The organism is Pseudomonas sp. H9, assembly GCF_004353925.1.
Lineage (GTDB): Bacteria > Pseudomonadota > Gammaproteobacteria > Pseudomonadales > Pseudomonadaceae > Aquipseudomonas.
The window spans coordinates 61,524-85,431 of sequence record NZ_SMOK01000047.1; the positions used below are offsets into that span (position 1 = coordinate 61,524).

23 protein-coding genes are annotated in these 23,908 nt (G+C 59.3%); 18 read left to right on the top strand and 5 right to left on the bottom strand.

The window, feature by feature from the left end; translation table 11 throughout:
• The first annotated feature begins 10 nt into the window (after positions 1 to 10).
• Positions 11 to 1,315, top strand: a complete 1,305-nt coding sequence (guaD, locus tag E1573_RS25050; RefSeq protein WP_133217230.1) for a guanine deaminase — start codon at positions 11 to 13, stop codon at positions 1,313 to 1,315.
• Positions 1,316 to 1,376: 61 nt separating this feature from the next.
• On the opposite strand, the gene E1573_RS25055 is transcribed toward guaD, so the two are convergent.
• Positions 1,377 to 2,144: a GntR family transcriptional regulator gene (locus E1573_RS25055; RefSeq protein WP_133217231.1), complete on the bottom strand. Its 768-nt coding sequence runs from the start codon at positions 2,142 to 2,144 to the stop codon at positions 1,377 to 1,379.
• Between the two features lie 358 nt (positions 2,145 to 2,502).
• On the opposite strand from E1573_RS25055, the gene E1573_RS25060 reads away from it, so the two are divergent.
• Positions 2,503 to 3,852 (top strand): NCS2 family permease, encoded by a 1,350-nt coding sequence (locus E1573_RS25060; protein ID WP_133217232.1) that lies wholly within the window; start codon positions 2,503 to 2,505, stop codon positions 3,850 to 3,852.
• A gap of 80 nt (positions 3,853 to 3,932) precedes the next feature.
• Here the strand turns inward: E1573_RS25060 and E1573_RS25065 are convergent, their stop codons facing one another.
• The gene (locus E1573_RS25065) at positions 3,933 to 4,430 is read right to left on the bottom strand and encodes a hypothetical protein (protein WP_133217233.1); all 498 of its coding nucleotides are present in this window, start codon (positions 4,428 to 4,430) and stop codon (positions 3,933 to 3,935) included.
• Between the two features lie 263 nt (positions 4,431 to 4,693).
• Entirely contained in the window at positions 4,694 to 5,047 is a 354-nt protein-coding gene (uraH, locus tag E1573_RS25070; RefSeq protein WP_133217234.1) for a hydroxyisourate hydrolase, read from the bottom strand.
• 384 nt (positions 5,048 to 5,431) lie between these two features.
• Here uraH and puuE point away from each other — a divergent pair, with 384 nt between their 5' ends.
• From puuE to E1573_RS25105, 7 genes are all read left to right on the top strand, one after another.
• Positions 5,432 to 6,358, top strand: a complete 927-nt coding sequence (gene puuE / locus E1573_RS25075; protein ID WP_133217235.1) for an allantoinase PuuE — start codon at positions 5,432 to 5,434, stop codon at positions 6,356 to 6,358.
• Positions 6,358 to 6,873, top strand: coding sequence for a 2-oxo-4-hydroxy-4-carboxy-5-ureidoimidazoline decarboxylase (gene uraD, locus E1573_RS25080; protein WP_133217236.1), 516 nt, complete (start codon positions 6,358 to 6,360; stop codon positions 6,871 to 6,873). Before puuE ends, uraD begins: the two co-directional genes overlap by 1 nt.
• A 48-nt stretch (positions 6,874 to 6,921) precedes the next feature.
• On the top strand, positions 6,922 to 7,425 hold the full coding sequence (locus tag E1573_RS25085; RefSeq protein WP_128324414.1) for an ureidoglycolate lyase: 504 nt from the start codon (positions 6,922 to 6,924) through the stop codon (positions 7,423 to 7,425).
• A gap of 51 nt (positions 7,426 to 7,476) precedes the next feature.
• Positions 7,477 to 8,802 carry a urate hydroxylase PuuD gene (locus tag E1573_RS25090; protein ID WP_133217237.1) on the top strand — a complete coding sequence of 442 codons (1,326 nt, stop codon included), beginning with the start codon at positions 7,477 to 7,479 and terminating at the stop codon, positions 8,800 to 8,802.
• Positions 8,803 to 8,921: 119 nt separating this feature from the next.
• Positions 8,922 to 10,277, top strand: a complete 1,356-nt coding sequence (locus E1573_RS25095) for a nucleobase:cation symporter-2 family protein (protein ID WP_133217238.1) — start codon at positions 8,922 to 8,924, stop codon at positions 10,275 to 10,277.
• Positions 10,278 to 10,409: 132 nt separating this feature from the next.
• On the top strand, positions 10,410 to 11,195 hold the full coding sequence (locus tag E1573_RS25100) for an outer membrane protein OmpK (RefSeq protein WP_133217239.1): 786 nt from the start codon (positions 10,410 to 10,412) through the stop codon (positions 11,193 to 11,195).
• 362 nt (positions 11,196 to 11,557) lie between these two features.
• Positions 11,558 to 12,346, top strand: a complete 789-nt coding sequence (locus E1573_RS25105; RefSeq protein WP_133217240.1) for an outer membrane protein OmpK — start codon at positions 11,558 to 11,560, stop codon at positions 12,344 to 12,346.
• A 71-nt stretch (positions 12,347 to 12,417) separates the two neighbouring features.
• Here E1573_RS25105 and E1573_RS25110 read toward each other — a convergent pair whose 3' ends face one another.
• A complete protein-coding gene (locus tag E1573_RS25110) occupies positions 12,418 to 13,326 on the bottom strand; it encodes a DUF808 domain-containing protein (protein WP_133217241.1) in 909 nt (302 codons plus the stop codon).
• Between the two features lie 208 nt (positions 13,327 to 13,534).
• Here E1573_RS25110 and E1573_RS25115 point away from each other — a divergent pair, with 208 nt between their 5' ends.
• Together E1573_RS25115 and E1573_RS25120 are read left to right on the top strand one after the other, a co-directional pair.
• Positions 13,535 to 13,972 carry a DUF3757 domain-containing protein gene (locus E1573_RS25115; protein ID WP_133217242.1) on the top strand — a complete coding sequence of 146 codons (438 nt, stop codon included), beginning with the start codon at positions 13,535 to 13,537 and terminating at the stop codon, positions 13,970 to 13,972.
• A gap of 132 nt (positions 13,973 to 14,104) precedes the next feature.
• Positions 14,105 to 14,713 carry a TetR/AcrR family transcriptional regulator gene (locus E1573_RS25120; protein ID WP_133217243.1) on the top strand — a complete coding sequence of 203 codons (609 nt, stop codon included), beginning with the start codon at positions 14,105 to 14,107 and terminating at the stop codon, positions 14,711 to 14,713.
• A 62-nt stretch (positions 14,714 to 14,775) separates the two neighbouring features.
• Here E1573_RS25120 and E1573_RS25125 read toward each other — a convergent pair whose 3' ends face one another.
• Positions 14,776 to 15,216 carry a heme-binding protein gene (locus tag E1573_RS25125; protein WP_133217244.1) on the bottom strand — a complete coding sequence of 147 codons (441 nt, stop codon included), beginning with the start codon at positions 15,214 to 15,216 and terminating at the stop codon, positions 14,776 to 14,778.
• 256 nt (positions 15,217 to 15,472) lie between these two features.
• Between E1573_RS25125 and gcl the strand changes: the two genes are divergently transcribed.
• From gcl to E1573_RS25160, 7 genes are all read left to right on the top strand, one after another.
• Positions 15,473 to 17,248, top strand: coding sequence for a glyoxylate carboligase (gene gcl, locus E1573_RS25130; RefSeq protein WP_133217245.1), 1,776 nt, complete (start codon positions 15,473 to 15,475; stop codon positions 17,246 to 17,248).
• Positions 17,249 to 17,305: 57 nt separating this feature from the next.
• The gene (hyi, locus tag E1573_RS25135) at positions 17,306 to 18,088 is read left to right on the top strand and encodes a hydroxypyruvate isomerase (protein ID WP_133217246.1); all 783 of its coding nucleotides are present in this window, start codon (positions 17,306 to 17,308) and stop codon (positions 18,086 to 18,088) included.
• Positions 18,089 to 18,195: 107 nt separating this feature from the next.
• On the top strand, positions 18,196 to 19,089 hold the full coding sequence (locus E1573_RS25140) for a 2-hydroxy-3-oxopropionate reductase (protein WP_133217247.1): 894 nt from the start codon (positions 18,196 to 18,198) through the stop codon (positions 19,087 to 19,089).
• Between the two features lie 171 nt (positions 19,090 to 19,260).
• Positions 19,261 to 20,535: a glycerate kinase gene (locus tag E1573_RS25145; RefSeq protein ID WP_133217248.1), complete on the top strand. Its 1,275-nt coding sequence runs from the start codon at positions 19,261 to 19,263 to the stop codon at positions 20,533 to 20,535.
• Positions 20,532 to 21,947, top strand: coding sequence for a pyruvate kinase (pyk, locus tag E1573_RS25150; RefSeq protein ID WP_133217249.1), 1,416 nt, complete (start codon positions 20,532 to 20,534; stop codon positions 21,945 to 21,947). Before E1573_RS25145 ends, pyk begins: the two co-directional genes overlap by 4 nt.
• Positions 21,948 to 22,101: 154 nt before the next feature.
• On the top strand, positions 22,102 to 22,989 hold the full coding sequence (locus E1573_RS25155) for an urea transporter (RefSeq protein ID WP_133217250.1): 888 nt from the start codon (positions 22,102 to 22,104) through the stop codon (positions 22,987 to 22,989).
• Positions 22,990 to 23,033: 44 nt separating this feature from the next.
• Complete coding sequence (locus E1573_RS25160) at positions 23,034 to 23,858, top strand: ion transporter (RefSeq protein WP_133217251.1); 825 nt, start codon at positions 23,034 to 23,036, stop codon at positions 23,856 to 23,858.
• Positions 23,859 to 23,908: the final 50 nt, after the last annotated feature.

Genomic DNA, 23,908 nt, shown 5'->3' on the forward strand with positions numbered 1-23,908 from the left:
CGAGAGCCCTATGAGCGCAACCCGCAAAGCCTATCGTGCTGCCATCTTGCACAGTGTCGCCGACCCCGCCGAAGTGGGCATCGAAGCTTCCTATCAGTATTTCGAAGACGGCCTGTTGCTGATCGACAACGGCAAGATCAGCGCCCTGGGCCATGCCAGCGAACTGCTGCCGACCCTGCCGGCAGACATCGAAGTACAGCACTATCAGGACGCATTGATCACCCCGGGCTTCATCGACACCCATATCCACTTCCCGCAAACCGGCATGGTCGGTTCGTACGGCGAGCAACTGCTCGACTGGCTCAACACCTACACCTTCCCGTGCGAAAAGCAATTTGCCGACAAGGCACATGCTGACAAGGTGGCAAAGATCTTCATCGAAGAACTGCTGCGCAACGGCACCACCACGGCGCTGGTGTTCGGCAGTGTGCACCCGGCGTCGGTCAATGCCTTCTTCGAAGAAGCCGAACGCCTGGACCTGCGGATGATTGCCGGCAAAGTGATGATGGACCGCAACGCCCCGGACTATCTGACCGACACCGCCGAATCAAGCTATGTAGACAGCAAGGCGCTGATCGAGCGCTGGCACGGCAAGGGGCGCCTGCACTATGCGGTGACGCCGCGTTTCGCCCCGACCAGCACACCGGAACAACTGGCCCTGGCCGGGCAACTGCTCAGCGAGTTCCCTGACCTGTACATGCACACCCACCTGAGCGAAAACCTCAAGGAGATCGACTGGGTCAAGGAACTGTTCCCGGAGCGCAAGGGTTACCTGGATGTTTACGACCACTTCAAGCTGCTTGGCGAGCGCTCGGTGTTCGCCCACGGCGTGCACCTGTGCGACGACGAATGCCAGCGTCTGGCTGAAACAGGTTCGGCGGTGGCCTTCTGCCCGACGTCCAACCTGTTCCTCGGCAGTGGCTTGTTCAACCTGCCGCAGGCCGAGCGGTTCAAGGTCAAAGTTGGCCTGGGTACCGACGTGGGTGCAGGCACCAGCTTCTCGCTGCTCAATACCCTTAACGAAGCTTACAAAGTCATGCAGCTGCAAGGCGCGCGCCTGAGCCCGTTCAAGTCGCTGTACCTGGCGACCCTCGGCGGCGCCGAAGCGCTGTGTCTGGACGACCGCATCGGCAGCCTCAAGCCAGGCAACGATGCTGACTTCGTGGTGCTCGACTACAAGGCGACGCCGCTGATGGATTACCGCATTCAGCAGTCCAACAGCATTGATGAGACGCTGTTCGTGCTGATGACCCTGGGCGATGATCGTACCGTCAAGCAGACCTTTGCCGCCGGCCGCTGCGTTCACCAGCGTTAAAAGCATCGCGGGGCAAGCCCGCTCCCACAGGCTGTGGGAGCGGGCTTGCCCCGCGATTGTGTCAGCCTTTGACCGGTACCGAACTACCGCGCTTCTTGGTCTGCAGCAGGTGCGAGAACACCGCATGCAAATCATCAGAGGCGCTGTCTTCGTCGAGGTTGAGTTTGCTGTCGATGTGATCCATGTGGTGCATCATCAGGCTCACCGCCTGATGGGCATCACGGGCTTCGATCGCATCGATCAGTTGCATGTGCTCATCGTAGGAGCAATGCGAGCGGTTGCCGCTTTCGTATTGGGCAATGATCAACGAGGTCTGCGAGACCAGACTGCGCTGGAAGCTGATCAACGGCGCATTGCCTGCAGCTTCAGCCAACTTCAAGTGGAACTCGCCAGACAGGCGAATACCGGCACCCCGATCCCCGCGGGAAAAACTGTCGCGCTCCTCACGCACCATCTGGCGCAACTCGTTGAGCTGCTCAGCCGTGGCGTGCTCGACCGCAAGCTCGGTGATTGCACGCTCGACCAGGCGCCGGGAGAAGAACACCTGGCGAGCTTCTTCGACGGTAGGGCTGGCCACTACCGCACCACGATTGGGGCGTAGCAGCACCACGCTTTCATGGGCCAGGCGCGACAACGCGCGACGAATAATGGTTCGGCTGACGCCAAAGATCTCGCCCAGGGCCTCCTCGCTCAACTTGGTACCCGGCGCCAGACGCTGTTCAAGAATGGCCTCGAAAATGTGCGCGTAGACGATGTCGTCCTGGGTTCCGCTGCGCCCGGCCTTGCCGGTACGCACTGGTTTCTTGAGAGGTTGCAGCTGTTCGTTCATGGGCACTCGAGCACGGGGATCGGCCTATCGGACCCTGACTGTAATACCAGCCAGTAGGGCGAAGGCAAGTCTTGATAAGAAAATTAAACGATTAAGGTATGGACACATTGTACACAGCCGCAGCGATTTCTGCAGGGGATGATGGCCTTTATAGCGACGCGGCGAAATTATTTGCGCACAGCAACGAAAACATTATTTGCATTCTTTGTATACAAACGCATAATCCGTCGTGCAACTTCCTGACCCAGAAGTCAACTAACGGTCTGGACGCCTGCCATCCCATCCGCCTCACAGAGCCACCCAGTGCGTGCGCAGGACAGGCTCTGAACAACAAGAAAAGACTTGAGGAGTACTCGCTGTGGAAAGCCGCAAATCCGAAGCCCCTACGCTGGATCTTGCCCCACCGCTCGAAACGAGCTGGCTGGAGCGGATTTTCAAACTCAAGCTACATGGCACCACCGTCAAGACCGAATTGATCGCCGGGTTGACCACCTTCATCACCATGGCGTACATCATCTTCGTTAACCCCAACATCATGGCCGATGCCGGTATCGATCACGGCGCAGCGTTTGTCGCCACCTGTATCGCCGCCGCCCTGGGCTGTCTGTTGATGGGCCTGTACGCCAACTGGCCGGTCGGCCTGGCACCGGGCATGGGGCTCAACGCCTTCTTTACCTACACCGTGGTCGGGACCATGGGCTACACCTGGGAAGCCGCGCTGGGCGCGGTGTTCGTTTCCGGGGTGCTGTTCATGCTGCTGACGCTTTCGCGGGTGCGCGAGTGGCTGCTTAACAGCATCCCTGTCAGTTTGCGTCATGCAATGGGTGCCGGCGTCGGATTGTTCCTCGGACTGATCGGTCTTAAAACTGCCGGGATTGTCGTCGACAGCCCGGCCACCCTGATCAAGCTCGGCTCCCTGCACGAGCCTGGCCCGCTGCTGGCGGCCATCTGCTTTTTGATGATCGCAGTGCTCAGCTACCACCGTGTGTTCGGTGCGATCCTGATCAGCATCATCAGCGTGACCCTCGCTGGCTGGGGTTTGGGCCTGGTTGAATACGGCGGCCTGTTCTCGCTGCCACCTAGCCTGGCACCCACCTGGATGGCCATGGACGTGGCAGGCGTGTTCAACGTCAGCATGATCGCCGTGGTGTTCGCCTTCCTCTTCGTGCACATGTTCGACACCGCCGGTACGCTGATGGGCGTCGCTCAGCGGGCCAACCTGGTGAATGCCGACGGGCGTATCGAAAACCTCTCCCGCGCGCTGAAAGCCGACAGTGCGTCGAGCGTGTTCGGTGCAGTGGTCGGTGTACCGCCCGTGACCAGCTATGTGGAAAGTGCTGCCGGTGTAGCCGCAGGCGGGCGTACTGGCCTGACGGCGGTGGTGGTCGGCCTGTTCTTCGTCGCTGCGATGTTCTTCGCCCCGCTGGCTGGCATGATCCCGGCTTACGCTACCGCTGGTGCGCTGATTTATGTCGCCATGCTGATGATGGGTAGCATGGCCCACATCCATTGGGACGAAGCCACCGACAGCATTCCGGCGATCGTTACCGCAATCATGATGCCGCTGACCTTCTCGGTCGCTGACGGTATTGCCCTGGGCTTTATCACTTACGTGGTACTCAAGGCCGGTACCGGTCGTTTCAGCGAAATCTCGGCCAGCCTGTGGGTGCTGACGGCGATCTTCATTGCCAAGTTTGTGTTCCTGTAACACTCACCGCGCAATCACAAAGGGCCCCATCGTCAGGTGGGGCCCTGTCGTTTTCAGCAATCGCAGGCCTTCGCCCGGGCTTACAGCGCGACGATGTCTTCAAGGCAGAACTGCACCACACTGCCGTTCACCGACAAAAAGCTGCGCTCTACCAACTTCATTGAAGTGTTAGAGACATTCTCCCGACGGTCCTTGTAGCCAACTCTTGATCCCAGATGATCGCGCAGGTAGATCAGCGGCCCGTTTGCCCCCTCCCCCAGCACCTCGATTTTCCAGAAATCGGTTACAGACGCCAGCTGATACAGGCCAAGAAATCCGTTGGTACTGACGCCCAATTTTGCGCCTTGATAAGCCTTCGGTGCATTACAGCCAATGTTGTAGTGCAGACGATTTCCCTTGCGCTCGATGAATTGAAAATTCAGCCGCACCACGTCTCCACCGCTATTGTGCTTGTCAACGACGAGCCAACCGCCCGAATCAAATTCCACCAATTTTTGCGTGCATACCACTAACCCGGTGCAGCCCGGGGCCAAGGAACGCAAGCTTGCCTGGAATGAACCTACCGACTCCAAATCCATTTGAATCGCCTCACTGCCTGATTGAATAAATGCATCCAGACGGGAGCATACGCAGACAGGCCCTGCTCAATCGAACCAGAAGGTGTTCCTCACGATCAGTAGGAGCGGGCTTGCCCCGCGATAGCGGTTAGCCTGATGCATCGCTATCGCGGGCAAGCCCGCTCCTACCGGCCGGTTGTTTAAGCCCGTACAAAACAATCGCCCAAAAAAAAGCCCGCCAGTGTGAGCGGGCAAGGACCTACGAAGATTCTTCTAGCGACCAACTAGCTTCCACGATAGGTCGAGTAGCTGTACGGCGAGATCAACAGCGGCACGTGATAGTGATCTTGCTCGGCGCTGATGCCGAAACGCAGTACCACGACATCCAGGAACGCATGCTCAGGCAACTTCACGCCACGGGCGCGGTAATAGTCGCCAGCATTGAACTGCAGCTGATAAACACCGCTGCGGTAATCATCTCCCTGCAACAAAGGCGCATCGCAACGGCCATCGCTGTTAGTCAGTGCGGTGTTCACCAGCTCCAATTGCTGGCCTTCAACCCGATACAGCTCAACCTTGATCGAGCTGCCAGGGCAGCCGTGAGCGGCATCCAGTACATGCGTGGTCAAACGTCCCATTGCTTGCTCGCCTCTGTTCTATCTGTGGGCAAAAAATCCCGTACGAAACCGGCTCAACACACGGCAGCATACGGCTGTCGGATTATTAAGACATTTTTCTGTAAAATTGTACACAATAATTCGGTATTCTTTCCTGGCACACCCGCCACCCCCTGTAAATACACCATCAGTCGCAAAACCACGCTACTGGCCGACGAACGCGTCATTAGCTGACCAGTCAGGCAGGTTTCTTGCAGAGGGATTTCGGGGTGAAAACAGAAAGAAATACGAAAAAACAGGCTTACAAACCGCAAACAAAGTTGTATACAATCACCTCATCGACGTGGCCGATTCCCTACAAGGGCTCCACGCCATCCGTTTACACGAATAAGAAGGAAGACTGCAGTGAGCGCTGATTATCCTCGCGACCTGATCGGTTACGGCAATACCCCACCCCATCCGCGCTGGCCGGGGAATGCCCGCATCGCTTTGTCTTTCGTGCTCAACTACGAAGAAGGCGGTGAACGCAACATTCTTCACGGGGATAAAGAGTCGGAAGCCTTTCTCTCGGAAATGGTTGCTGCCCAGCCACTGCCGGGCGCCCGCAACATGAGCATGGAATCGCTCTACGAATATGGCAGCCGCGCCGGTGTCTGGCGCCTGCTCAAGCTGTTCAAGGATACCGGCGTACCGCTCACCATCTTCGCCGTGGCCATGGCCGCCCAGCGTCACCCCGATGTCATCCGCGCCATGGTTGAAGCCGGTCACGAGATCTGCAGCCACGGCTACCGCTGGATCGACTACCAGAACATGGATGAGGCCCAGGAACGCGAGCACATGCTCGAAGCGATCCGCATCCTCACCGAACTGACCGGCGAACGTCCGCTGGGCTGGTACACCGGCCGCACCGGCTTGAACACCCGTCGCCTGGTGATGGAGGAAGGTGGCTTTCTCTACGACAGCGACACCTACGACGACGACCTGCCCTACTGGGAACCGAACAACCCGACCGGCAAGCCGCACCTGGTGATCCCTTACACCCTGGACACCAACGACATGCGCTTCACCCAGGTTCAGGGCTTCAACTGCGGCGAGCAGTTCTTCCAGTACCTCAAAGACGCCTTCGATGTACTCTACGAAGAAGGTGCCGAAGCGCCGAAGATGCTTTCCATTGGCCTGCATTGCCGCCTGATCGGTCGCCCAGCACGCCTGGCCGCACTCAAGCGCTTCATTGAATACGCCAAGAGCCACGATCAAGTCTGGTTCACCCGGCGCGTGGACATCGCCCGTCACTGGCATGCCACCCACCCTTACAAAGCCGAGAACGCCTAATGACCGCTTTCAAAACCCTCACGCCTTCGTCCTTGGAGCGCAGCGCGTTCGTCGAAGCCTTCGCTGACATCTACGAGCACTCGCCGTGGGTCGCCGAAAAAGCCTACGACCTGGGCCAATTGCAGGAAGTCGACCAGATCGAAGCCCTGCATCAGCGCATGAGCGACATTCTGCTCAGCGCCGATCACGCCGCTCAGCTGGCGCTGATCAACGCTCACCCGGACCTCGCTGGCAAAGCCGCGATCCAGGGCGAACTGACTGAGTCGAGCACCAACGAACAAGCCGGCGCCGGTATTCACCAGTGCACCGCCGAAGAGTTCGCACGCTTCACCGAACTCAACGACGCCTACAAGGCCAAGTTCAAGTTTCCGTTCATCATGGCGGTCAAAGGCAGCAACCGGCACCAGATCCTCGCCTCGTTCGAGAAGCGCATCCACAACTCGGTCGAGGCCGAGTTCAAGGAAGCGCTGGCGCAGATCAACCTGATTGCCCTGTTCCGCCTGCTGCAACTTTAAGGGCAAGGCCAGCCTTACCCTCCACAACACAGAATAAAGAGAATCCGCATGCGCACTTTAGTGATTGAGCCCTTGACCAAAGAAGCCTTCGCCCCTTTCGGTGACGTGATCGAAACCGACGGCAGCGACCACTTCATGATCAACAACGGTTCGACCATGCGCTTCCACAAGCTGGCGACGGTACAAACCGCCCAGCCCGAGGACAACGCGATCATCAGCATCTTCCGCGCCGACGCGCAGGACATGCCGCTGACCGTTCGCATGCTGGAGCGCCATCCGCTGGGCAGCCAGGCGTTTATTCCGCTGCTCGGCAACCCCTTTCTGATCGTGGTCGCGCCCGTTGGCGATGCACCTGTATCAGGCTTGGTCCGTGCTTTTGTCAGCAATGGCAAGCAGGGCATTAATTACCATCGCGGCGTCTGGCACCACCCGGTGCTGACGATCGAAAAGCGGGATGACTTCCTGGTGGTTGATCGCAGTGGTACTGGCAACAACTGCGATGAGCATTTTTTCAATGAGGATGAGCAATTGATCCTCGCCCCCCACCAATAAGAGAAGACTGAGCACGCGGATACAAGCGTGCCAGGGTAAGAGGTAAAGACTGTGGAAGCACATCTGTTGGAATGGCTGAACCTGAGCGTGCGTTGGGTTCACATGATCACTGGCGTTGCCTGGATTGGCGCGTCGTTCTACTTCGTCTGGCTGGAAAACAACCTCAACCGCGCCAATCCGCGCGATGGTTTGTCCGGCGATCTCTGGGCGATTCACGGTGGCGGGATCTACCACCTGGAGAAGTACAAGCTGGCTCCGCCAAAAATGCCGGAGAACCTGCACTGGTTTAAATGGGAAGCCTATTTCACCTGGATGTCGGGTATTGCCCTGCTGTGCCTGGTGTTCTATTGGAACCCGACCCTCTACCTGCTGGCCCCTGGCAGCACCCTGAGCGGTGGTGAAGGTATCGCCATCGGCGTTGGTTCGCTGATCGCTGGCTGGTTCATCTACGACTTCCTCTGCGACTCGCCACTGGGCAAACGCCCTGCCCTGCTCGGCCTGGTGCTGTTCGTGCTGGTTATTGCTGCTTGCTACGGCTTCAGCCAGGTATTCAGCGGTCGTGGTGCCTACCTGCACACTGGTGCAATCATCGGCACCATCATGGTCGGTAACGTATTTCGCATCATCATGCCGGCTCAGCGTCAACTGGTAGCCGCCATCGAAGCCAACCAGACTCCTGATCCGGTACTGCCAGCCAAGGGCCTGCTGCGTTCGCGTCACAACAACTACTTCACCCTGCCGGTGCTGTTCATCATGATCAGCAACCACTTCCCGAGCACCTACGGTAGCCAGTACAACTGGCTGATCCTGGCGGGCATCGCGGTAGCGGCGGTATTGGTTCGTCACTACTTCAACACCCGTCACGACAGCAACAAGTACGCCTGGACCCTGCCCGTCGGCGCGCTGTCGATGATCTGCCTGGCTTACGTAACTGGCCCTGCGCCGATGCCGACTGCCCCTGAACAAGCAGCCGCCAAAGTTGAATACCAACCACTGCCGGAAACCGCGCTGGGTGGCAAAACTGCCGCAGAGAAAGCCGCTGAAAAAGCTGCCGAACCTGCCCAGGCTGCCGCACCTGCCGAAGCGCCAGCGGCCGCCGTTGCCAAACTCGACGATGCCGGTTTCGACAAGATTCACAGCGTCATCCAGGAACGTTGCGCCGTGTGCCATTCGGCCAAGCCGACCAGCCCACTGTTCAGTGCTGCACCTGCCGGGGTCATGCTCGACACCCCGCAACAGATCCAGCAACAAGCCGCTCGCATTCAGGCACAAGCGGTTACCACTCAGATCATGCCGTTGGGCAACATCACTCAGATGACCCAGCAAGAACGTGAACTGATTGGTGCCTGGATCGCCAAAGGCGCTCCAACGAACTAAGCAATACGTTTCAAGCGGCAAGCTACAAGCTGCAAGCCAAGCGCGATGTCCTGCTTCTTCTTGAAGCTTGGCGCTTGAAGCTTGCAGCTCAAAGAATAAAAACAAAACCGAGGTGTTGCATGTCCGAGTCACGCAAGGCGTACATCCCTGTTGCGCCGCCACGACAGCCACTGCCAATGCTCCAACTGTTCCTGGTGGGTCTACAGCATGTCTTGCTGATGTACGGAGGCGCGATTGCCGTGCCACTGATCATCGGCCAGGCCGCCGGCCTTTCTCGTGAAGAAGTCGCTTTCCTTATCAATGCCGACCTGCTGGTCGCTGGTGTCGCCACCATCGTCCAGTCGTTCGGCATTGGTGCAGTCGGCATCCGTATGCCGGTAATGATGGGTGCAAGCTTTGCTGCCGTCGGCAGCATGGTGGCCATGGCCGGTATGCCCGGCGTCGGCCTGCAAGGAATCTTTGGTGCAACCATCGCCGCCGGTTTCTTCGGCATGCTGATCGCCCCCTTCATGTCCAAAGTGGTACGTTTCTTCCCTCCGCTGGTGACCGGCACGGTCATTACCTCCATCGGTCTGTCGCTGTTTCCAGTTGCTGTGAACTGGGCCGGCGGCGGTGCTGAAGCTGAAACTTTCGGCTCGCCCATCTACCTGCTCGTCGCCTCGCTGGTACTGGGCACCATCCTTCTGGTCAACCGCTTCATGCGCGGCTTCTGGGTCAATGTTTCGGTACTGATCGGCATGGGCCTGGGTTACATCCTGGCCGGTTCCATCGGCATGGTTGACCTGTCCGGCCTCGACGAAGCGCCTTGGGTTCAGGTGGTAACGCCGCTGCACTTCGGCATGCCGACCTTTAGCCTGGCGCCGATCCTGTCCATGTGCCTGGTGGTGGTGATCATCTTTGTTGAATCCACCGGAATGTTCCTGGCCCTGGGCAAGGTGACTGACCGTGAAGTCACCCCAGGCATGCTACGCCGCGGCCTGATGTGCGACGCTGGCGCTTCGTTCGTGGCCGGATTTTTCAACACCTTCACCCACTCCTCCTTCGCCCAGAACATCGGCCTGGTGCAAATGACCGGGGTGCGTTGCCGCTACGTGACCGTGGTTGCCGGGGGCTTTCTGATCCTGCTCAGCCTGCTGCCCAAGGCTGCATTCCTGATCGCCTCGATTCCGCCTGCAGTCCTGGGTGGCGCCTCGATTGCCATGTTCGGCATGGTCGCAGCCACCGGGATCAAGATTCTTCAAGAAGCCGATATTTCCGATCGCCGCAACCAACTGCTGGTGGCCGTCAGCGTCGGCATGGGGCTGATCCCAGTCGTTCGCCCGGAGTTCTTCGCACAAATGCCACAGTGGATGGAACCGATCACCCACAGCGGCATTGCCATGGCCACGGTCAGCGCATTGATCCTCAACCTGCTGTTCAACATCCTCGGTGGCGCCGAACGCGCCGTTCATAACGACGCCGCCCACCAGCACTGAGTTTTGGGGCGGCGCTGCCGCCCAGTATCACCCAGGTAACACGCAAGACCGTCAGCCCGTAGGAGCGGGCTGGCCGGGGCGCTTCGCGCCGAAAAACCCAAAACCAACAATAACAAAGCCGGGAATCACAACATGAAAGGCATCACCACTTCCCTTCTGTTGGGTAGCAGTCTGCTGGCCGCCGTGCCAGCCAGCGCAGGGGATCTGTTGCTTTGGCACACCAACAGCCTCTCCTACCTCTATGGCAAGGACTTCCAGGTCAACCCTGCAATCCAGCAGACGATTACCTTCGAACACGCCAACCAGTGGAAATACGGCGACACCTTCCTGTTCGTCGACAAGATCTTCTATAACGGCGGCACCGACCGCAACAAAGGCAACAACACCTACTACGGTGAATTCAGCCCGCGTCTGTCGTTTGGCAAGATCTTTGACCAGAACCTGCAATTCGGCCCGATCAAAGACGTGCTGCTGGCCATGACCTATGAGTCAGGCGAAGGCGACAACGAGGCCTACCTGATCGGCCCGGGTTTCAACCTGAACATTCCCGGCTTTAACTACTTCAACCTGAACTTCTACCTGCGCAACACCGAGGGCAGCCGCCCGGGTGACGGCGTCTGGCAAATTACGCCAAGCTTCTCCTACACCATTCCGGTGGGCCGCTCCGACATCCTCATCGATGGCTACATGGACTGGGTAGTCGACAACGACGAGACCCGACGCGGCACCTACCACGCCAACCTGCAGTTCAACCCACAGGTCAAATACGACCTGGGCAAGGCCCTGAACCTGGGCGCCAAGCAGTTGTACGTGGGTATTGAGTACAGCTACTGGAAAGATAAATACGGTATCGAGAACAGCGGACGTATGGACACCAACCAGAGCGTCACCAGCGCCCTGGTTAAGGTTCACTTCTAAAACCTGACCAAACGCACAGTTTTAGTGATACCTGCTCCAGGACGGAGCACTTGAGGCCCCGCGCGCAAGCCAGTAATCTGCGCGCCCCCTCGCTCAGGGCAGGACGGATCCTGTCTGCGTTTGCTGACCGCTCAGTCAATGAATTCGGGCGGTTGGCAGGCGTCACGCCAACCTGAAACACCTTTTTCATTTGTTCAGAAAGACGTCGAGCAGGACTGTTGCACCGCCTCCAAAAAGTTGGCGCAACACTTGCCAAACAGTTGTGGACAATCGAAAAAAACTGACTCAAAAGACAAGTATTTAACCCCAACGGCACCACTCAGAGTGCCGACAACAGATTCAATCAAGGGAGCAACACAGCGATGCGCATTACCAATAGCCTGATTCTGGCTGGCGGCCTGTTGGCGGCCAGCACCGCCGCTACCGCCGGTGATCTGCTGCAATGGCAGAACAACAGCCTGACCTACCTGTGGGGCAAGAATTTCGCGGTGAACCCGGAAATTCAGCAAACCGTGACCTTCGAGCACGCCGATGGCTGGAAGTACGGCGACAACTTCTTCTTCGTCGACAAGATTTTCTACAACGGCGACAAGGACTTTAATAACGGCGATAACACCTACTACGGTGAGTTCAGCCCACGCCTGTCGTTCGGCAAGATCTTCGACCAGAAGCTGGAATTCGGCCCGATCAAAGACGTGCTGCTGGCCATGACCTACGAGTTCGGTGAGGGCGACACCGAGTCCTACCTGATCGGTCCTGGTTTTGACCTGAACATCCCGGGCTTCGACTACTTCCAGCTGAACTTCTACCAGCGCCACACCGAAGGCAGCCGTGCCGGTGACAATGTCTGGCAGATCACTCCGGTCTGGTCCTACACCATCCCAGTGGGCAAGTCCGACATTCTCATCGATGGTTTCATGGACTGGGTGGTCGACAACGATGCCACCAGCCGTCGTGGCACCTACCACGCCAACCTGCACTTCAACCCACAGGTCAAATACGACCTGGGTAAAGCGCTGAACTGGGGTGAGAAGCAGCTGTACGTCGGTTTCGAATACGACTACTGGAAGAACAAGTACGGGATCAAAGACAGCGATGCGTTTGATACCGACCAGAACACTGCAAGCTTCCTGCTCAAGTATCACTTCTGATTGAAGCGATCGCGGGGCAAGCCCGCTCCCACCAAAACCGGTGGGAGCGGGCTTGCCCCGCGATCAAATCCTTACCCTTTAACTGAACGCCAAACCTTACCGACAACAGCCACGACCGCCAGCACCACGGCACCGGCAACAATACCCAGCCCGCCATTGATCAAGGCACCAGTCAGCGCCCCGCCCCGCCCTTCGCTGAACGCTTCGATGGCATGATGCAGCGGCGCCACGCCATGCACCAGAATCCCGCCACCGACCAGAAACATCGCAGCAGTACCGATCACCGACAAGCTCTTCATCATGTACGGCGCAGCGCGCAGAATGCCGTTACCTAGTGCCTGCGCGGCACGCGAGGCTTTCTGGGTCAGCCACAGCCCCAGATCATCGAGTTTGACGATTCCGGCCACCAAACCATAAACACCGATGGTCATGATAATGGCAATGCCCGACAGCACGACGATCTGCTGGGTCAGCGGTGCAGTTGCTACTGTGCCCAGGGTGATCGCAATGATCTCTGCCGAGAGGATGAAGTCGGTGCGAATTGCACCCTTGATCTTGGTTTTCTCGAACGCCACCAGATCGACTGCAGGGTCTGCCAGCGCCTCGCTTCTGACCTCGTGTTGGGCCTGGTCTTCAGCTTTGCTGTGAAGAAACTTGTGGGCGAGCTTTTCAAACCCTTCAAAGCACAGGAACGCACCGCCGACCATCAGCAACGGTGTGACCGCCCACGGGATGAAGGCACTGATCAGCAACGCGGTCGGCACCAGAATCAGCTTGTTGATGAACGAGCCCTTGGCCACCGCCCAGACCACCGGGATTTCCCGCTCGGCACGCACCCCGGTGACCTGCTGGGCATTGAGCGCCAGGTCGTCACCCAATACGCCTGCGGTCTTTTTTGCCGCGACCTTGGTCATAACCGAGACATCGTCCAGTACGGTGGCGATGTCGTCGATCAATACCAGAAGACTGCTTCCTGCCATGGGACTCCCCTTGAACCCTGAAATTTCAGGTGGCGTTTATCTCGAAACACAGGTTATCGCACTCACTGCCGATTCCCGCGTACGCAGTAGTCTATTCCTTCAGCAATCGGAAAAACCGCCTGCTTTCGACTGTTTTACCACTGGTTAGCATCCCATTTGCTGCACACGTTCAACGTGGCAACCACTTTCTAACCAATGGAGTTACAACATGTTGACCGCAAAAATGGGCCTGCTCGTGCTTGCGCTGTACGCAGGCAACTCGATGGCAAGCACTGTCGAATACTGCCCCAAAGTGTCGGCTATCAGCCATTTGGATGGGCAATACTCGGCGTCTACCGTGAGCGGCCAGGGCGAATGGTTTGGCGCAGCACAAGGGCCTGATGCGGGGGTGCTGGTCAAATTCCACAGCGCCCTGTTCTTTCCCGACAACAACAGTGAAACCGGCACCCTGAATAAGTGCACCTACCAAACCGCAGAAGGCAAGCACATTGCCCTGCACTACCGTCCGGAAGTGACACCGGATGTTCGCGTGCAACTGAAACGCACTGAAAACTGGGTGCAGAAGTCGGGCCCGTTCGGTATCACTTACTACGAATGCGACAGCCCCATTGAGCTGGCCTGCGCCTTCGTGGAAGCGCGCCCCTGACGTGTCTGAGCGCTGGCCCGCTTTCTCTTGTATCCGCCCCCTTCCGGCGGGGGAAAGCGCCAGGCTGCATGTTCTCGAATGATTTTCGGTGCTACCATCCGCGCTCGCAGCGTCAAAGGACCGTCCAGCACCATGAGCACCATTCGCGAGCGCAACAAAGAACTGATCCTGCGCGCGGCCAGTGAAGAATTCGCCGACAAAGGTTTCGCCGCCACCAAGACCAGCGACATCGCGGCCAAGGCCGGGCTACCCAAGCCGAACGTCTATTACTACTTCAAATCCAAGGAAAACCTCTATCGCGAGGTGCTGGAAAGCATCATCGAGCCGATCATGCAGGCCTCCACGCCGTTCAATGCCAATGGCGACCCGAAAGAGGTATTAAGCGCCTATATCCGCTCCAAAGTGCGCATTTCCCGTGACTTGCCCTTCGCTTCCAAGGTATTTGCCAGCGAGATCATGCACGGTGCACCGCACCTGAGCAGCAGCCAGGTCGAACAGCTTAACGAACAGGCCCGGCACAACATCGAGTGCATCCAAGCCTGGATCGACCGCGGCCAGATCGCCACAGTTGACCCGCATCACCTGATGTTCAGCATTTGGGCGGCGACACAGACCTACGCGGACTTCGACTGGCAGATATCGGTGGTTACCGGCAAAGCCAAGCTGGAAGACAGCGACTATGAGGCAGCCGCACAGACCATCATTCGTCTGGTGCTCAAGGGCTGCGAGCCCGACGCGTAGTAATGATCGCGGGGCAAGCCCGCTCCTACGCCTGTAGGAGCGGGCTTGCCCCGCGATAGGCCTTAAGCCGCTACCCCAGCATCCGCCGTCAACCCTGCCTCTTCGATCGCACTGATCGCGCACTGCTCATCGATATCAGAGGTATCGCCACTGATACCGATCGCCCCGAGCACCACGCCCTGCTGATCGCGAATCAGCACCCCACCCGGCGCCGGCACCACTGGACTCTGGCCCAGACCATTGAGCGCGGCGAAGAACGCCGGGCGTTGCTGTGCGTCCAGCGCCAGCAGGCGCGAGCCCTTGCCCAAAGCAATAGCACCCCAGGCTTTACCCGTGGCTACTTGTGGGCGCAGCAAACTGGCGCCGTCTTCACGTTGCAAGGCCAGCAGGTGCCCGCCGTTGTCGAGCACCGCCACCGTCAAGGGTGCGGCAGAGATCTTGCGGCCCGCAGCCAGCGCGGCGTTCACCAGGCTGACAGCGACTTTCAGGGTCAATGTGTTCATGGAAAGGTCCTCTTGTTGTTAGAAGCCCTGAGGGCAGGTGTGAAAGCAATAGAACAAATAGAACACAATGGCGAATTTTTTTGTATACAATAATTCGAACGCGATAAACCAATTCTGACGAAACGCCTTTTTTCAGGCCTTCCCGACGAAAGCACCCATCGCTGATGAAAATGGATTGACCAGAGTCGCCTGGCGTGAATACACTCTGACGAAAAGCCATTTGTATACAATTACAAAATCAAAGAGGCACAAAACCATGAGCAAAATGAGAGCAATTGATGCAGCCGTTCTGGTGATGCGCCGCGAAGGTGTTGAAACCGCGTTTGGTATTCCGGGTGCTGCAATCAACCCGCTTTACTCGGCCCTGAAGAAAGTCGGCGGTATCGATCACGTCCTCGCTCGTCACGTTGAAGGCGCCTCGCACATGGCCGAGGGCTACACCCGCACCAAGGCCGGCAACATCGGCGTGTGCATCGGCACCTCCGGCCCTGCCGGCACTGACATGGTCACTGGCCTGTACAGCGCCTCTGCCGACTCGATCCCGATTCTGTGCATCACCGGCCAAGCGCCGCGTGCCCGTATGCACAAAGAAGATTTCCAGGCCGTCGACATCACCAGCATCGTCAAGCCAGTGACCAAGTGGGCAACCACTGTTCTGGAGCCAGGCCAAGTACCGTACGCGTTCCAGAAAGCCTTCTATGAAATGCGTTCCGGCCGTCCAGGCCCTGTGCTGATCGACCTGCCGTTCGACGTTCAGATGGCCGAAATCGAATTCGACATCGACGCCTACCAGCCGCTGCCAGTACAAAAGCCTGCCGCCAACCGCATCCAGGTCGAGAAGGCCCTGGCCATGCTCGACACCGCTGAGCGTCCGCTGCTGGTTGCCGGTGGTGGCATCATCAACGCCGATGCCTGCGACAAACTGGTGGAGTTCGCAGAGCTGACCGGTATTCCAGTCATCCCGACCCTGATGGGCTGGGGCATCATCCCTGACGATCACCCGCTGATGGTCGGTATGGTTGGCCTGCAAACCTCGCACCGCTACGGCAACGCGACCATGCTCAAGTCCGATGTGGTGCTGGGTATCGGTAACCGTTGGGCCAACCGCCACACCGGTTCGGTCGACGTTTACACCGAAGGCCGTCGCTTTATCCACGTCGATATCGAACCGACCCAGATCGGCCGAGTATTTACCCCAGACCTGGGTATCGTTTCCGACGCAGGTGCCGCCCTGGACGTGTTCCTGGAAGTCGCCCGCGAGTGGAAAGCCGCTGGCAAGCTCAAGGACCGCAGCGCCTGGCTGGAAGACTGCCAGCAGCGCAAGTCCAGCCTGCAGCGCAAGACCCATTTCGACAACGTACCGGTCAAGCCACAGCGCGTGTACCAGGAAATGAACCAGGTGTTCGGCAAAGACACCTGCTACGTCAGCACCATCGGTCTGTCGCAAATCGCCGGTGCCCAGTTCCTGCACGTGTACAAGCCACGTCACTGGATCAACTGCGGTCAGGCCGGCCCACTGGGCTGGACCATCCCTGCTGCACTGGGTGTGGTCAAAGCTGACCCAACTCGCAAAGTCGTTGCACTGTCGGGCGACTATGACTTCCAGTTCATGATCGAAGAACTGGCAGTGGGCGCGCAGTTCAACCTGCCGTACGTCCACGTGCTGGTGAACAACTCCTACCTGGGGCTGATCCGTCAGGCTCAGCGTGGTTTCGAGATGGACTACTGCGTGCAACTGGCCTTTGAAAACGTCAACGCACCAGAGCTCAACGGTTATGGTGTCGATCACGTCGCCGTGGTTGAAGGCTTGGGCTGTAAGGCGCTGCGCGTTACCGAGCCAGGCGAAATCGCCCCGGCCCTGCTCAAAGCGCAGAAACTGGCTGAAGAGTTCAAGGTTCCGGTGGTGGTCGAGGTTATCCTCGAGCGCGTGACCAACATTTCCATGGGCACCGAAATCAACGCGGTCAACGAATTCGAAGACCTGGCCCTGGTCGGCAACGACGCGCCAACCGCGATTTCCCTGCTCGACTGAACGTAGCAAAGGCCCTGTTGCGTCAGGCACAGGGCCCACTTTTGCAAGGAGACAACCATGCCACGCTTTGCCGCTAACCTGTCCATGCTGTTCACCGAGCAGGACTTCCTCGCCCGTTTCAAGGCTGCAGCCGACGCTGGCTTCAGCGGTGTCGAATACCTGTTCCCGTACGATTTCAGCTCGGCTGAAATCAAGCAGCAGCTCGATGCCCACGGCCTGACTCAGGTGCTGTTCAACCTGCCAGCCGGTGACTGGGCCAACGGTGATCGTGGCATCGCGTGCGATCCGGCCCGTGTCGAGCAGTTCCGCGCCGGTGTTGACCTGGCCATCGCCTACGCTCAGGTACTGGGTAACACCCAAGTCAACTGCCTGGCCGGTATCCGCCCACAAGGCCCGGATTGCGCCACCGTTCGCAAAACCTTCGTCGACAACCTCAAGTATGCCGCCGACAAGCTGCAAGCTGCCGGGATCAAGCTGGTCATGGAAATGATCAACACCCGTGACATTCCGGGCTTCTACCTGAACAACACCAAGCAAGCGCTGGAAATCCAGGCTGAAGTGGGTAGCAGCAACCTGTTCCTGCAATACGACATCTACCACATGCAAATCATGGAGGGCGACCTGGCCCGCACCATGGAAAGCAACCTGGCCAAGATCAACCACATCCAGCTGGCCGACAACCCGGGCCGCAACGAGCCGGGTACGGGCGAAATCAACTACCGCTTCCTCTTCGAACACCTGGACCGCATCGGCTACCAGGGCTGGGTGGGCTGTGAATACAAGCCGCTGACCACCACCGAAGCAGGCCTGGGCTGGCTGAAGACCCACAACGCAATCTAAGCATCCTCCTGTAGGAGCGGGCTTGCCCCGCGATTTGATAGTGGCCGCACTGCCGCTATCGCGGGGCACGCCCGCTCCTACCCAAACAATTACAAGAGGCATTTCTCATGGCTAAAATCGGATTTATCGGCACCGGCATCATGGGCCACCCAATGGCGCAGAACCTGCAAAAAGCCGGCCACAGCCTGTTCCTGTCCACCCACCACGATGCTGCCCCGGCCGACCTGGTTGCCGCTGGCGCAGTCGCCCTGGCCAACCCGAAAGAAGTGGCTCAGGAAGCTGAATTCATCATCGTCATGGTGCCAGACACCCCACAGGTCGAAAGCGTACTGTTCGGTGAAAACGGTGTAGCCCTGGGCGTTGGCCCGAACAAGGTCGTGATCGACATGAGCTCGATCTCCCCGACTGCCACCAAGGCCTTCGCCGAGAAGATCAAAGCCACTGGCGCCACTTACCTCGACGCCCCTGTATCCGGCGGTGAAGTCGGCGCCAAAGCCGCCACCCTGAGCATCATGGTCGGTGGTTGCCCGAACGCCTTCGAACGCGCACTGCCGCTGTTCCAGGCCATGGGCAAGAACATCACCCGCGTCGGTGGTAGCGGCGACGGCCAGACCGCCAAGGTCGCCAACCAGATCATCGTTGCCCTGAACATCCAGGCTGTTGCTGAAGCCCTGCTGTTCGCTGCCAAGAACGGCGCCGATCCGGCCAAGGTACGTGAAGCGCTGATGGGCGGCTTCGCCTCCTCGAAGATCCTCGAAGTGCACGGCGAGCGCATGATCAAAGGCACCTTCGACCCAGGCTTCCGTATCAGCCTGCACCAGAAAGACCTGAACCTGGCCCTGCAAGGTGCCAAGGAACTGAACATCAACCTGCCCAACACCGCCAATGCCCAGCAAGTGTTCAGCACCTGCGCGGCCATCGGTGGCGCCAACTGGGACCACTCGGCACTGATCAAAGGCCTGGAGCACATGGCCAACTTCTCGATCAGAGGCGAAGAGTAAGAGTTAGCAGCAAGTTTCAAGCAGCAAGAGAAAGCAGGCCGCGCATCGATCGGCTGTCTCTTACAGCTTGTAGTTTGAAGCTTGCAGCTTTCAGCGCCCCTGGATCGGCCTGCACGGAGGCAGATCCAGGGGCGTTTTCGATTCTGCAGAATAATAAGATTGGAGCCTGCCATGTCGCTCGATCCGCAACACTTTCTGCGCGAGCTGTTCGCCACGGCGATTGACGCCGCGCACCCTCGCCAGGTTCTTGAAGCACACCTGCCCAGCGACCGCAGCGGTCGCGTGATCGTCATTGGCGCCGGTAAAGCCGCAGCGGCCATGGCCGAAGTGGTTGAACGCAGTTGGAAAGGCCCGGTCTCTGGCCTGGTCGTGACCCGTTACGGGCACGGCGCCAGTTGCTCGAAGATCGAAGTGGTCGAAGCCGCCCACCCGGTTCCTGATGCCGCTGGCCTGGCTGTGGCCAAACGTGTGCTGGAGATGGTCAGCAACCTGACTGAAGACGACCGCGTGATTTTCCTGCTGTCTGGCGGCGGCTCTGCCCTGCTGGCTCTGCCGGCCGAGGGCCTGACCCTGGCCGACAAGCAACAGATCAACAAGGCGCTGCTCAAGTCGGGCGCCACCATCGGCGAGATGAACTGCGTACGCAAACACCTCTCGGCAATCAAGGGTGGCCGCCTGGCCAAGGCCTGCTGGCCTGCCACGGTCTACACCTATGCCATTTCCGATGTACCGGGCGACCTGGCCACGGTCATCGCCTCCGGCCCGACCGTAGCCGACCCAAGCACTTCGGCCGAAGCCCTGGCGATCCTCAAGCGCTACAACATCGAAGCGCCTGCAGCGGTCACCGCCTGGCTGAACAATCCGGCCTCGGAAACCGTCAAGGCCGACGATCCAGCCCTGGCGCGCAGCCACTTTCAATTGATCGCCCGTCCGCAGCAGTCGCTGGAAGCAGCAGCGGTCAAAGCCCGCCAGGCCGGCTTCAGCCCGCTGATCCTGGGTGATCTGGAAGGCGAATCGCGGGAAGTGGCCAAAGTCCATGCCGGCATCACCCGGCAGATCGTTTTGCACGGCCAGCCGCTGTCGCCACCCTGTGTGATTCTGTCTGGTGGTGAAACCACCGTGACCGTTCGCGGCAATGGCCGTGGCGGACGCAACGCCGAGTTCCTCCTGAGCTTGACCGAAAGCCTCAAAGGTCTGCCTGGGGTCTACGCCCTGGCCGGTGACACCGACGGCATCGACGGCTCGGAAGACAACGCCGGCGCCCTGATGACCCCGGACAGCTACGCGCGCGCCGAGGCCCTGGGGCTGTCGGCCAGCGATGAACTGGACAACAACAATGGCTACGGCTACTTCGCCGCGCTCGATGCCTTGATCGTCACGGAGCCGACGCGAACCAACGTCAACGATTTTCGCGCCATTCTGATCCTTGAGAGTGCCAAACCATGACGCCTGATAAAAAAGTAAAAATCCTCGCTACCCTCGGCCCTGCAATCAAAGGCGTCGAGGACATACGCCAACTGGTCGAGTCGGGCGTCAACATCTTCCGCCTCAACTTCAGCCACGGCGAACACGAAGACCACGCCTTGCGCTACCAGTGGATCCGTGAAGTCGAGAGCCAGCTGAACTACCCGCTGGGTATTCTCATGGACCTGCAAGGGCCGAAATTGCGGGTTGGCCGCTTCGCCGAAGGCAAGGTGCAACTGCAGCGCGGCCAGGCCCTGCGCCTGGACCTGGACACCACTCCCGGCACCGCCGAGCGGGTTAACCTGCCGCACCCGGAAATCATTGCTGCGCTGGAACCGGGCATGGACCTGCTGCTCGATGACGGCAAGCTGCGCCTGCGTGTAACCGCCAAGCACAGCGATGCGATCGAGACCGAGGTGCTCAACGGCGGCGAGTTGTCCGACCGTAAAGGCGTCAACGTCCCGCAAGCAGTGCTCGACCTCAGCCCGCTGACCGCCAAAGACCGCCGCGACCTGACCTTCGGCCTGGAGTTAGGTGTCGACTGGGTGGCCCTGTCGTTCGTGCAGCGCCCGGAAGATATCGTTGAAGCTCGCCAATTGATTGGTGATCGCGCCTACCTGATGGCGAAAATCGAGAAGCCTTCGGCGGTCACCCAACTGCGCGCCATTGCCGAACTGAGCGATGCGATCATGGTGGCCCGTGGTGACCTGGGCGTGGAAGTACCGGCCGAGAGCGTGCCGCAGATCCAGAAAAGCATCATCAATACCTGCCGCGAGCTGGGCAAGCCGGTGGTAGTTGCCACACAGATGCTCGAATCGATGCGTTTCTCACCAGCACCGACCCGCGCCGAAGTCACCGACGTCGCCAACGCTGTCGCCGAAGGCGCCGATGCGGTCATGCTCTCGGCCGAAACCGCCTCGGGTGACTACCCGCTCGAAGCGGTGCAGATGATGAGCAAGATCATCCGCCAGGTCGAAAACGGTCCGGACTACCAGGCACAACTGGATGTGGGCCGGCCAAAAGCCGAAGCGACCGTGTCCGATGCCATCAGCTGCGCGATCCGTCGCATCAGCGGCATCCTGCCGGTGGCGGTGCTGGTCAACTACAGCGAATCGGGTGCCTCTACCTTGCGTGCCGCACGCGAACGGCCACGGGCGCCGATTCTCAACCTGACCCCCAACCTGGCGACCGCGCGTCGCCTGAGCGTCGCCTGGGGCGTGCACTCGGTGGTCAACGATCGCCTGCGTCAGGTCGATGAAATCTGCTCCACGGCACTGGAAATCGCCCAGGCCCAAGGCATGGCCAGCCGCGGCGACACCCTGTTGATCACCGCCGGTGTGCCTTTTGGCAAGCCGGGGTCGACTAACACGCTGCGGATCGAGACGTTGATCTGATGTAGAACACTTCGCGGGGCAAGCCCGCTCCCACAGGGATGGTAGAAATCCTGTGGGAGCGGACTTGCCCCGCGATAGAATCACCACCACACCCACGTGGGAAAACCCGGCCCGACAGAGGCTGCCCCACTCCACATCAACCCAGACTGCCCCCATGTACACCAAGAATTTCGTCAACCCGTGCCCCGACTGGGCCACGGCCTTGCTCAATGGCTTCAGCCAGGTTCTGCTGCAGCGCAGCCCGCTGTGTGGATTGTTCTGCCTGCTGGCCATCACCCTGACCGCGCCCGAGCTGATCGGCGGCGCCCTGCTTGGCGCCCTCGCCGGCCTGCTCACCGCCCAACGCCGCGGTTACAACCGCACCGACCGCCAGGCTGGCCTGTACAGCTACAACGGCGTATTGATCGGCCTGTTGCTCAGCTACGCCCTGCCCTGGTCAGCAATTCTGCCGCCACTGATCATCGCCGCCGCTGGCCTGAGCAGCATGTTTGTGCACCAGTGGCTCAAACGCGCCAGTTCCAACCTGCTGCTGCCAGCCTACACCGCACCGTTCGTACTGATCGGCTGGGCCGTGCTGATCGTCAGCCAACCGGCTACCAGTGCCGCCAGCGCAGTAGAACCCAATGCGCTCTACGCCCTGGCACGCGGGCTGGGCCAGATCTTCTTGCTGGATAACCCGCTGGCCGGCCTGCTGATCGCCATCGGCTTGCTGATTGCCAACCGCTATGCCGCCGCCTGGGCCCTGCTCGGCGCTGCGCTCGGTGGCAGCGTTGCCCTGCTCGGTGGCGAAGCCAGTGCCGCCTATGCCGGCCTTTACGGCTTCAACGCCGCACTGGCCGCCTTGGCCTTCAGCCAGACCCGCAAACAACCCTGGCTGCCGCTGCTGGCAATGCTCCTGGCCATCGTCCTGCAGCCTGTGGTCGCACAGCTGCCGGTGCCGGGCTTGACCGCGCCGTTCATCCTCGCCTGCTGGCTGGTGCTGATTGGCCAGCGCCTGAGCCGCCAGCCACTGGCCCGTCGTGCCAGCCGCTTGCATAGCTGAGAGGCTGCCCCTAGGCTCAGCTCCATTGTGAAATGGAGTTGAGCATGGACACCCCTTCGAGCTGGCGCGAGCGGCTCTACGTTATCGTTTTTCAAACCGACACCGTCGCGGGCCGACGCTTTGACAGCATCCTGTTGTTAATTATTCTGGCCAGCCTGATCACCGTGGTGCTCGACAGCATCGATGAGGTTCACCAGAACTACGCCGGGCTGCTGGCCACGATCGAATGGGGCTTTACCGCGATCTTTCTGGCCGAATACCTGACGCGCCTGTACTGCTCACCCAAGCCCTTGCGCTACGCCTTCAGTTTCTACGGCCTGGTCGATCTGCTGGCAATCGTGCCGGGGATCATTGCCTTGTACTACAGCGATGCCCAGTACCTGCTGATCATCCGTGTCATCCGGATGCTACGGATCTTTCGCGTGCTCAAGCTCAGCCCGTACCTCAAGCAGGCGCATTACCTGCTCTCGGCGCTACAAGGCAGCAAACAGAAGATCATAGTATTTCTGCTCAGCGTCTCGACCCTGGTCACGGTGTTCGGCACCCTGATGTACGTGGTCGAAGGCCCCGAGCATGGCTTTACCAGCATCCCCAAGGGGATTTACTGGGCAATCGTGACGCTGACCACCGTCGGCTTCGGCGATATCGTGCCCAAGACCCCACTCGGCCAGGTGATTTCCTCGCTGGTGATGATCACCGGTTATTCGATCATTGCTGTACCCACCGGGATCTTCACCGCAGAACTTGCCAATGCCATGCGCGGGGAACAGCTCAAGCACGATTGCCCGGTGTGCCGTAAAGGTCACCATGAACACGGCGCCGCCTTCTGCTCCCGTTGCGGCAATGCACTGTTCAAGAAAACAGAATAAGCAAAGTACTTTTTAATCTTTTAGCGCCTAAGGCCTAACCGTTATAGTCG